Below are 9,761 nucleotides of genomic sequence, written 5' to 3'. Positions count from 1 at the left end.
GCGCGGTGACCAACGTCGACTACCCGCTCATCCAGGGCATCTTCCTGATCATCACCTTCGCCGTGCTGGCGGCCAACCTGCTGGCCGACACGGTGTACGTGCTGCTCGACCCGCGCACCCGGCAGGAGGCATGAGCATGCTGCGCGTCCTGAAGTCAACCAAGATCGCGGTCGGCCTCGGCATCTTCATCTTCTTCGCGCTGATGGCGATCTTCGGCCCGTCGATCGCGCCGTACCCGGACCCGCTCAAGCTGGTCGGCACGCCCTGGCAGCACCCGAGCGGCCAGCACTGGCTCGGCACCACCCAGCAGGGCCAGGACGTGTACTCGCAGCTGCTGATCGGCGCCCGCCCGACGCTGGTGATCTCGCTGATCGCCGGGGCGATCGCGACGGCCCTCTCGGTGATCATCGGGGTGTCCGCGGGCTTCTTCGGCGGCCTCGGCGACAACCTGCTCTCCATGCTGGCGAACGTGTTCCTGGTGCTGCCTGCGCTGCCGTTCCTGATCGTGATCAACAGCTATCTGCCGGCCGGCGGCAAGTCGAACTCGGTGCTGCTGGCGGCGATCATCAGTGTGACCGGCTGGGCCTGGGGCGCCCGGGTGCTGCGCGCGCAGACCCTCTCGATGCGCAAGCGGGACTTCGTGGACGCGGCGCGCATCAGCGGTGAGCGCTCCTGGCGGATCATCGTCTTCGAGATCGTGCCGAACCTGGTGCCGGTCATCGCCTCCTCGTTCGTCTTCACCGTGCTGTACGCGATGGGCACGTACGTGGCCCTGGCCTTCATCGGCGCGATCGACCCGAACAACCCGTGGAGCTGGGGCTCGATGCTCTTCTGGGCGCAGTCCAACACCGCGGCGCAGGTCGGCGGCTGGTACTGGTTCGCCGCCCCCGGCATCTGCGTGGCGCTGCTCGGCACCTCGCTGGTGCTGCTGAACTTCGGCATCGACGAATTCATCAACCCGCGGCTGCGCGCGGCCGGCCTGTCCCGCAAGGGACTCAAGGCCGCCGGGGTGCGCTCAAGCAACACGCTGGGCCTGACTCCGGTGGTGCGCAAGGCCCCGGCCCCGGCGGCGACGATCATCGAGGAGACGGTGTGAGCGGCCTGCTCGGAACCCAGCGCGCCGAATCGGCGGGGCGGCCGCGCTCCCGCGGCGACGTGGTACTCGAAATCTCAGGGCTCAGCGTGGATTACGGCTTCACCGACGACGCCGTGCGGGCGGTGGTCGACGCCAGCCTGACGCTGCGCCGCGGCGAGGTGCTCGGCCTGGCCGGAGAGAGCGGCAGCGGCAAGTCGACGCTGGCCTATGCGGTCACCCGGCTGTTGCGCGCCCCCGGCGTGATCACCGCCGGCGAGGTCCGCTTCCACGGCGCGGAAGGCGACTACGACCTGCTGGCCGCCGACGCGCAGACGATGCGCGAACTGCGCTGGTCGCAGCTGGCCGTGGTGTTCCAGAGCGCGATGAACGCGCTCAACCCGGTGCTGACCATCGGCAGCCAGCTGACCGACGTGCTCAAGGCACACCGCCCCGACATGAACCGCCAGGCCAGGAAGGAGCGCGCCGCCGAGCTGCTCAACCTGGTCGGCATCACCGCGGACCGGCTCAGCAGCTTCCCGCACGAGCTGTCCGGCGGCATGCGCCAGCGGGTCATGATCGCGATGGCCCTGGCCCTGGAGCCGGAAGTGCTCATCATGGACGAGCCGACCACCGCGCTCGACGTGGTCACCCAGCGGGAGATCCTCGAGGAGCTGGTCGCGCTGCGCGACCGGCTCGGCTTCGCAGTGCTCTTCATCACGCACGACCTGTCGCTGCTGATCGAGCTGGCCGACACCATCGCGGTGATGTACGCGGGCCGGGTGGTCGAGTACGCGCCGGCGGCCGCGTTGTTCCGCTCGCCGCGGCACCCCTACACCGCCGGGCTGCTCAACTCCTTCCCCGGGCTGCACGGCGAGAGGGTGGCGATGACCGGTATCCCCGGCTCTCCCCCGGACCTGCGACACGTGCCGGAGGGTTGCCCGTTCAACCCGCGCTGCCGCTACGCCATGGACGTGTGCCGCCAGGACGCGCCCGTCCTCATTTCGCTGCCCTCGGCCGGCCGGCGCGCCGCCTCGTGCTGGCTTCAGGCCGAGGGCTTCATCGCGCCGGAGCCGCTGGCCCTGCCCGAGCCGACCACGGTCGGCGCGCGGATCGTGGCCCGGCCCGGCGCCCTGGCCGCCGAGCTGCCGGGCTCCGACCCGCAGGATCCGTACATCGAGGCCGCGGGGAGCGCGCTGTGACCGACCTGAGCAATCACGTTCCCGCGCCCGGCGCGACGCCCGACGGGCAGGTGCCCGCGCTCGAGGCCAGGTCGCTGACCAAGCACTTCCCGGTGCGCGGCGGCTGGGGCATGCGCAAAGCGGTGGTGCACGCGGTCGAGGACGTCAACCTGGTGCTGCACCGCGGCACGGTCACCTCGGTCGTGGGCGAGTCCGGCTCCGGCAAGTCGACGCTGGCCCGGATGCTGGCCCGGCTGATCGAGCCGACCTCCGGACAGGTGCTGCTCGACGGAAAGCCGGCCCCCTCGGGCGGCCGCGAGTACTCGAACCTGGTGCAGCTGGTCCTGCAGGACCCGTTCGCCTCGCTCAACCCGATCCACGGGATGCGTTACATCCTTGGCCGTCCGCTGAAGATCCACGGCACCGCCGGCGATCTGAGCACCGACGACGCCATCAAGGACTTGCTCCGCAGGGTGGCGTTGACCCCTGCGGAGCAATTCATCGAGAAGATGCCGCACGAACTGTCCGGCGGCCAGCGCCAGCGGGTGGCCATCGCCCGCGCGCTGGCGGTGCGGCCGGAGGTGCTGCTCGCGGACGAGCCGGTCTCCATGCTCGACGTATCCATCCGGCTCGGCGTGCTGAACCTGCTCGCCGATCTGCGTGACCGCGAGCGGCTGGCGATCCTGTACGTCACGCACGACATCGCCTCCGCGCGGTACCTGGCCGACACCATCGCGGTCATGTACGCCGGTCGGGTCGTGGAGGCCGGGCCCGCCGTGCAGCTGACCGACCGCCCGCAGCACCCTTACACGCAGCTGCTGCTGTCCGCCGCCCCGGACCCGGACCGCGCCGAGGCGCCGTCCTTGGCCGGAGCCGGCTCCCCGCCCAGCCTGGTCAGCCCGCCCTCGGGCTGCCGGTTCCACCCGCGCTGCCCGTTCGCGATGGCCAAGTGTGCCGAGCAGGCGCCCCCGGCCTTCCCGGTCGGCCCGGGCCAGACCAGCGCCTGCTGGCTGCACGAGACCCCCGCCTCGAAGACTTCCGCCACAGTGTCCGCAACCGCAGTGGAGGAACGCACCACCAGCTCAGCACCTGACGAAGCACAGGGGTGATCCCGGTGCGGCTTGGAAAGGAGATCGCACTGCGCTCCCCGCCACCCGGCCGGCGGCGTCGGCCAGGAGCCTGAGACGCGCGAAACACAGCTCAGAGGCAAGAAACGCACTCAGTACGCACGACGCGGAACGTCGGGCCCACGCCCAGCCGACCGCGCCTGGCACCTCGGATAGATCCCACCACGGTCTTCCCCAAAGATGGTCGGCCACGGCCGACTGGACACAACGGAGTGTAAGCAATGTTCCGCAAATCGGTACGTCCACGGGCACTGGCCGGGGCGGCGGCGCTCACCGCCCTCGCTCTGACCGCCAGCGCTTGCAGCAGCTCTCCCAAGCCCTCGGCCAACGGCGGGAGCGGTTCGAAGTCGGCGACGCTGACGATCGAGTCGAACCCGGTCTCGCCGTTCGTCGACAACTTCAACCCGTTCGTGCAGACCAGCATCGCCAAGCAGGTCAACGCCACCTCGCTGATCTACGAGCCGCTGCTGCAGTGGAACATCACCAAGGCCAACGCCTACACCCCCTGGCTGGCCGACTCGTTCACCTGGAACAACGACGGCACCGCGGTCACCTTCAAGATCCACTCGGGCGTGAAGTGGTCCGACGGCCAGCCGCTGACGGCCAAGGACGTCGCCTACACGTTCCAGCTGATGGAGCAGAACCAGGCGCTCGACGCCAACGGCCTGCCGATCACCGGCGCGAACGCGTCCGACGACTCGACGGTCACCATCACCTTCAAGTCGGCGCAGTACACCAACATCTACGCCATCTCCGGGCAGACCTTCATCGTGCCGCAGCACGTGTGGTCGGCCCAGTCCGACCCGGCGCACTGGACCGACGCGACCCCGGTCGGGTCCGGCCCGTACACCCTGGACAAGTTCTCGGCGCAGGGCTTCACCCTGAAGGCCAACCCGAACTACTGGCAGGGCGCACCCAAGGTCTCCGAGGTCAGCTACCCGGCCTACGTGTCCAACACGACCGCGAACCAGGCGCTGACCAGCGGCCAGCTGGACTGGGCGGGCAACTACGTCACGAACATCGACCAGACGTACGTGGCGAAGGACCCGGCGCACAACCACTACTACTTCCCCGCCACCAACACCGTGGTGCTGATCCTCAACGTCACCAAGGCGCCGTTCAACGACGTCAAGGTGCGCCAGGCGGTCAGCGCGGCGGTCAACCGCACCGAGCTCTCCCAGGTCGGTGAGACCAACTACGAGCCGCCGGCCACCTCTTCCAGCGGCCTGCTGCTGCCCCAGTTCACCGACGAGGTCCCCTCGGACCTGGCCAACGACCTGCCGGCCACCTCGGACGCGAACAAGGTCAGCCAGATCATGACCGCGGCCGGGTACGCCAAGGACGGCAGCGGCATCTGGGCCAAGGGCGGCAAGGAAGTGTCGTTCGCGATCGAGGACCCGTCCTCGTACACCGACTACTTCACCTGCGCCACGCTGATCTCGCAGGAGCTCAAGCCGCTCGGCTTCAAGGTCTCGGTCAACGGCGTCACCCCGGACAAGTGGACCGCCGACCTCAACGCGGGCAACTTCGACGCGGCCATCCACTGGGGCGGCAGCGGCAACACCCCGTACACCCAGTACGACAACTGGCTGGACTACGGCACCAGCGCCCCGATCGGCCAGACCGCCAACGGCGACTACGGCCGCTACAACAACCCGGCCGTGCAGGCCGCGCTCAAGGCCTGGGCCGGCACCAACGACCCGGCGACCATCACCACCCAGCTGGGCATCGTGGCGCACGCCATGTCCACCGACGTGCCCGACGTGGTCCTGATGTACGGCGCGGGCTGGAACGAGTACAGCACCAAGCACTTCACCGGCTGGCCGACGAAGGACAACCCCTACGTCGACCCGCGGCCGAATGACCCGTGGATCGAGTACACCGTGCTGCACCTGACGCCGGTCTCGTAACCACACCCTGCCCCGGATCCGCTGCAGCCGCACTCTGCGCGGATCCGGGGCCTCTTTTTTACCTGATCATGTTGATTTATGACGATTTTTAGGAGTCTCGGTGGACCTGGGGCGCACCGACGTGAGGACCCCGCGGGACGGGCAGGGGCCGTTCGCCGCCCGCGACGCGGGCCCGTTACGGGAGGCGGGGGCCGGGCGCGAGCTGCTGGGCGCGCTGTCCCTCGAGCAGAAGATCGCGCTGCTGACCGGCGCCGACAACTTCAGCCTGCCCGGCCAGCCGCTGATCGGGCTGCGGCCGCTGGTGATGTCGGACGGCCCGGCGGGCGTGCGCGGGGCGTTCCTCGACCCCGCCGACCGCTCCTCAAGCCTGCCGGCCCCGATCGCGCTGGCCGCGTCCTGGGACCCGGAGCTGGTCGAGCAGGTGGCCGCGCAGCTGGGCCGGGAGGCGCGGGCCAAGGGCATCCACATCGTGCTCGGCCCGACGGTGAACCTGGCGCGCACGCCGTTCGGCGGCCGGGGCTTCGAGTGCTTCGGCGAGGATCCGGTGCTGGCCGGCCGCGCCGCCGCCGCGTGGGTGCGCGGGCTGCAGTCGGCCGGAGTGGCCGCCACGGCGAAGCACTACGTCGGCAACGACGCGGAGACGGAGCGCTGGACGGCCGATTCCCGCATCGACGAGACGACGCTGCGCGAGCTCTACCTCGCGCCGTTCGAGGCCTGCGTCGTCGAGGGCGAATGCGCGGTGATCATGGCCGGGTACAACAAGGTCAACGGCACCACGATGACCGAGCACACGCACCTGCTGCGCGACGTGCTCAAGCGGGACTGGGGCTTCGCCGGGGCGGTCGTGTCCGACTGGTTCGCGGCGCGTTCCACCGAGGAGACCGCGCTGGCCGGGCTCGACCTGGTGATGCCGGGCCCGAGCGGCCCGTGGGGCGGCGAGCTGGCCGACGCGGTGGCCCGCGGCGCGGTGTCCGAGGCCGAGGTCGACGAGAAGGTGCTGCGGCTGCTGCGGGTCGCGCGGATGGTCGGCGCGCTCGGCGGCGAGGAGCCCAAGCCGCAGCCCGGCCCGCGGGCCGACCGGCAGGTGCTGCGGCGCGCGGCGGCCGGTTCGTTCACCCTGCTGCGCAACAGCGCCGGCACGCTCCCGCTGCCGCGCAACGCGCACTCCATCGCGCTGCTCGGCCCGAACGCGGTGCTCCCGCAGTATCAGGGCCTTGGCAGTGCGCAGGTCGGAGCGGCGATCGCAGTCTCCCCCGCCGAGGGGCTGCGCGCGGCGCTCGGATCGCACACCGAGCTGACCGTGCATCAGGGCTGCCGCACCTGGCTGACCACCCCGGTGCCCGAACCGCAGTCGCTGACCGATCCGGCCACCAGGGCGCCGGGAGCGCGTCTGGAGATCCGCGGCAAGGACGGCGGGCTGCAGCACACGGACGTGCTCGAACAGCCCGAGGTGACCTGGTGGGATCCGCTGCCGCCCACGGTGGTGCGCACCGAGATCAGGGAGCTGACCTTCCGCACCACGTACCGCGCACAGGCTTCGGGGCCGCACCGGTTCGCGGTCGCCGGGCTCGGCGCGCTGCGGCTTGAGCTCGACGGGCCGTTCGAGGAGCCGTCGCCGCTCGTGCTCACCGAGACCGCGCCGCCGGTCGAGGACCCGATCGCGGCGCTCTCCCGGCCGTTCGAGCTCGGCACGGTGCTGGACCTGGACGAGGGCGACCTGGTCGAGGCGTTCGCGTCCTGCGACCCGTCCGAGCACGACGGCGAGTTCACCCGCTTCCAGCTGGGCGTCGTGCCGCTGCCTGAGGAGGACGCGCTGATCAAGGAGGCGGTCTCGGCGGCGCAGTCCAGCGAGGCCGCGGTGGTCGTGGTCGGCGCGGCCGCGGGCACCGAGAGCGAGGGCTACGACCGGCAGACGCTGGCGCTGCCCGGCCGCCAGAACGAGCTGATCGAGGCGGTCGCGGCGGTCAACGCGCGCACGGTGGTCGTGGTGAACTGCGGCATGCCGGTGCTGATGCCGTGGGCGGACCAGGTGGCCGCGATCGTGCAGGTGTGGTTCCCCGGCCAGGAGTTCGGGCACGCGCTCGCCGACGTGCTGCTCGGCGTCGTCGAGCCGGGAGGCCGGCTGCCGGTGACGATTCCGCGCAGCGAGGCCGGGGTCCCGGTCGGCCCGGCGCGGCCGGTCGACGGAGCCCTCGAATACAGCGAGCGGCTGCTGGTGGGCTACCGAGGGTACGACAAGGCCGGCCGTGAGCCGCTGTTCCCGTTCGGGCACGGCCTCGGCTACACCAGCTGGATGTTCGAGGGCCTGGACGTCCCGGTCGGCCCGGTGCGCGCCGGAGCCGACGTCGAGGTGACCGTGACGGTGCGCAACACGGGTCGCCGAGCCGGGCGTGAGGTGGTTCAGCTCTACCTCTCCGAACCGGATCCGGCGAACGTGGACGGCTATCCGCAGCCGATGCGTCCGATCCGGGTGCTGGCCGCCCTCGGCTCGGCCTACGCCGAGCCTGGCGAGGAGACGCACGTGCGCCTGCGTGTGCCCGCGCGGGCGTTCGCGCGCTGGGATTCCGAGTCCCACGCCTGGGTTCACCCGCGCGGCAGCTACCTGGTGCAGGTCGGGCGTTCGTCGCGGGATCTGCGTCTGTCCGCGCCGGTCCTGATCGGCTGAACGCGGCGGCGGCGAACCGAACCTGTTCTTCGAAGACGACGCAAACCCGGAGGCGGACCCGAATACGGCGTAGCTAACATCGGGCCATGACCGCTCGCGGCAAAGACGAACAGATCCCCGACCCGCGCAGGCTGATCGCGCTGTTGGCCGATCCGGGCCGCCTCCGGGTGTTCGCCGCCCTGGTTTTGGCGCCGAAGCAGGGCGCGCGGGCGCAAGACCTGGCGAAGAGCGCCAACGTGCCGGTGCGCGACGTCATCAAGACGCTCATCCGCCTGAACGAGGCGGGCCTGGCCGTCCGGCTCACCGAGCAGCCGGACGGCCTCGACGCGTCCGACGACCGCTGGCGCGCCCTTCCCGAGACGCTGCGCGCCGCGACCGAGGCGAACACCCGCCAGGCCGACAGCGCGCTGCCGCCGGAGCCGGTGGTGCAGGACCCTGGCACGGCGTCGCTGCTTCGCGGTTTCTTCGCCCGCGGCCGCCTCACGCATGTCCCGGCCGCCCACGCGAAGCGTATGGTCGTGCTCGACTATCTGGCCCAGTCGTTCGAGCCCGGCGTGCACTACGAGGAGGCGAAGGTCAATCGCATCCTCGGGAACTTCCACGACGACTACGCGGCGCTTCGTCGTTACCTGGTCGATGCCGGTTTCCTCAGCCGCTCGGAGAACATGTACTGGCGAACCGGCGGGTCCGTAGGACTGTGAACCGCTGAATAGACGAATACGTTTGGCGGGTGCTGCCGGAGTCGGCGGACACCGGACCGAAGACGAACAGGAGAAGCCCGATGCCCGTCAAGGTGTTCGGCCTGCCCACCCACATCCTGCTGCTGCACGCGGCAGTGGCCGGCATCCCGCTGGTGTGCGTCACGACGATCCTGGTCGCGTCCCGCCCCAAGTGGCGCGCCCGGTTCGGCATCGCCAACGCGATCTTCGCGATCGTCATGGTCGGCGTCACCTACGCGACCGACCTGGCCGGGCAGGCCCTCTACAACCACGCGACCTACCTGCAGAAGCTGGCCGCCCAGCACCGCAGCCTCGGCCTGACCCTGGTCTGGTTCGTCGGTGCGGTCGCCGTGCTCGCGATCGCCCTCGTCGTCATCGCCCGCGCGGGATACGCGGAGCATCACGCCACGACGGTCACCGTGGCGGCCCTGGCGATCGCCGTGAGCGCCGTCTGCATCGTCCAGTGCATTCGGGTCGGGGACTCCGGCGCCCGCGCCGTGTGGGGCGGCATCAACGTCTCCGGCGCCGCACAAGCCCCCGTTCACCTACCCTGAGACCCGTCCCAGCGGCAGGCAGACCACCAGGCAGACAAACCAGCAGGGGGCGACGGTGGAGATCCTTGACGAACCGCAGGTCGCACAGCGCCCGGAAATCCCCTATCTCGGGATTCGCTGCGTGACGCCGTTCCGCGGCATGCTCAGCCAGCGCGACAAGCTACTCGCCGAGCTGTTCGACTGGCTCGGCCGCAACGACGGCGCGGACGCGGGCCCGGCCTTTCTGCGGCTCCATGTGATCGACATGGAAGGACCGATGGATCTTGAGGTCGGGGCGATCACCGAAAAGCCGATGAGCGGCGACGACCGCGTACGCCCCGGGCTGCTGCCAGCCGGCCGGTATGCCACGATGACCTACCGCAACCACGCCCGTCGTGCCAATAGGCATCTGATCGAGTGGGCAGCCGCCAACGGTCACGCCTTCGACCGTAGGCACGATCCCGCTGGAGACCTGTTCGTGTGCCGCTACGAGGCGTACCGCACGGATCCGCGTACCGAGCCTCGCAAGACCAAATGGGCGGTCGAATTGAATA

The 9,761-nt window shown here is 70.4% G+C and carries 9 protein-coding genes; all 9 read left to right on the top strand.

The features are described 5' to 3' along the window. Positions 1-134: ABC transporter permease subunit (locus tag VFB40_RS18215; RefSeq protein ID WP_349261539.1), on the top strand; the 134-nt coding region annotated here is incomplete at its 5' end. Then, entirely contained in the window at positions 131-1,096 is a 966-nt protein-coding gene (locus tag VFB40_RS18210) for an ABC transporter permease (protein ID WP_414642106.1), read from the top strand. The genes VFB40_RS18215 and VFB40_RS18210, both read left to right, overlap by 4 nt. 5 nt (positions 1,097-1,101) lie before the next feature. Beyond that, the gene (locus VFB40_RS18205) at positions 1,102-2,274 is read left to right on the top strand and encodes an ABC transporter ATP-binding protein (protein WP_349261538.1); all 1,173 of its coding nucleotides are present in this window, start codon (positions 1,102-1,104) and stop codon (positions 2,272-2,274) included. Beyond that, a complete protein-coding gene (locus VFB40_RS18200; RefSeq protein ID WP_324852204.1) occupies positions 2,271-3,362 on the top strand; it encodes an oligopeptide/dipeptide ABC transporter ATP-binding protein in 1,092 nt (363 codons plus the stop codon). Before VFB40_RS18205 ends, VFB40_RS18200 begins: the two co-directional genes overlap by 4 nt. A gap of 239 nt (positions 3,363-3,601) precedes the next feature. Beyond that, complete coding sequence (locus VFB40_RS18195) at positions 3,602-5,290, top strand: ABC transporter substrate-binding protein (protein ID WP_324852202.1); 1,689 nt, start codon at positions 3,602-3,604, stop codon at positions 5,288-5,290. A gap of 100 nt (positions 5,291-5,390) precedes the next feature. Continuing rightward, positions 5,391-7,955, top strand: coding sequence for a beta-glucosidase family protein (locus tag VFB40_RS18190; protein ID WP_324852200.1), 2,565 nt, complete (start codon positions 5,391-5,393; stop codon positions 7,953-7,955). Positions 7,956-8,041: 86 nt separating this feature from the next. Next, positions 8,042-8,656 (top strand): DUF2087 domain-containing protein, encoded by a 615-nt coding sequence (locus VFB40_RS18185; protein WP_324852198.1) that lies wholly within the window; start codon positions 8,042-8,044, stop codon positions 8,654-8,656. Between the two features lie 80 nt (positions 8,657-8,736). Next, positions 8,737-9,228, top strand: a complete 492-nt coding sequence (locus VFB40_RS18180) for a DUF2231 domain-containing protein (protein WP_324852196.1) — start codon at positions 8,737-8,739, stop codon at positions 9,226-9,228. Between the two features lie 55 nt (positions 9,229-9,283). Continuing rightward, on the top strand, positions 9,284-9,761 hold a 478-nt coding region (locus tag VFB40_RS18175; RefSeq protein ID WP_324852194.1), incomplete at its 3' end, for a GyrI-like domain-containing protein.

The sequence above is a fragment of the Actinocrinis sp. genome (genome assembly GCF_035650855.1).
Classification (GTDB): domain Bacteria; phylum Actinomycetota; class Actinomycetes; order Streptomycetales; family Catenulisporaceae; genus Actinocrinis.
The sequence above is the reverse complement of the archived record's forward strand: the minus strand, read 5'-3'. Positions and strand labels throughout refer to the sequence as shown.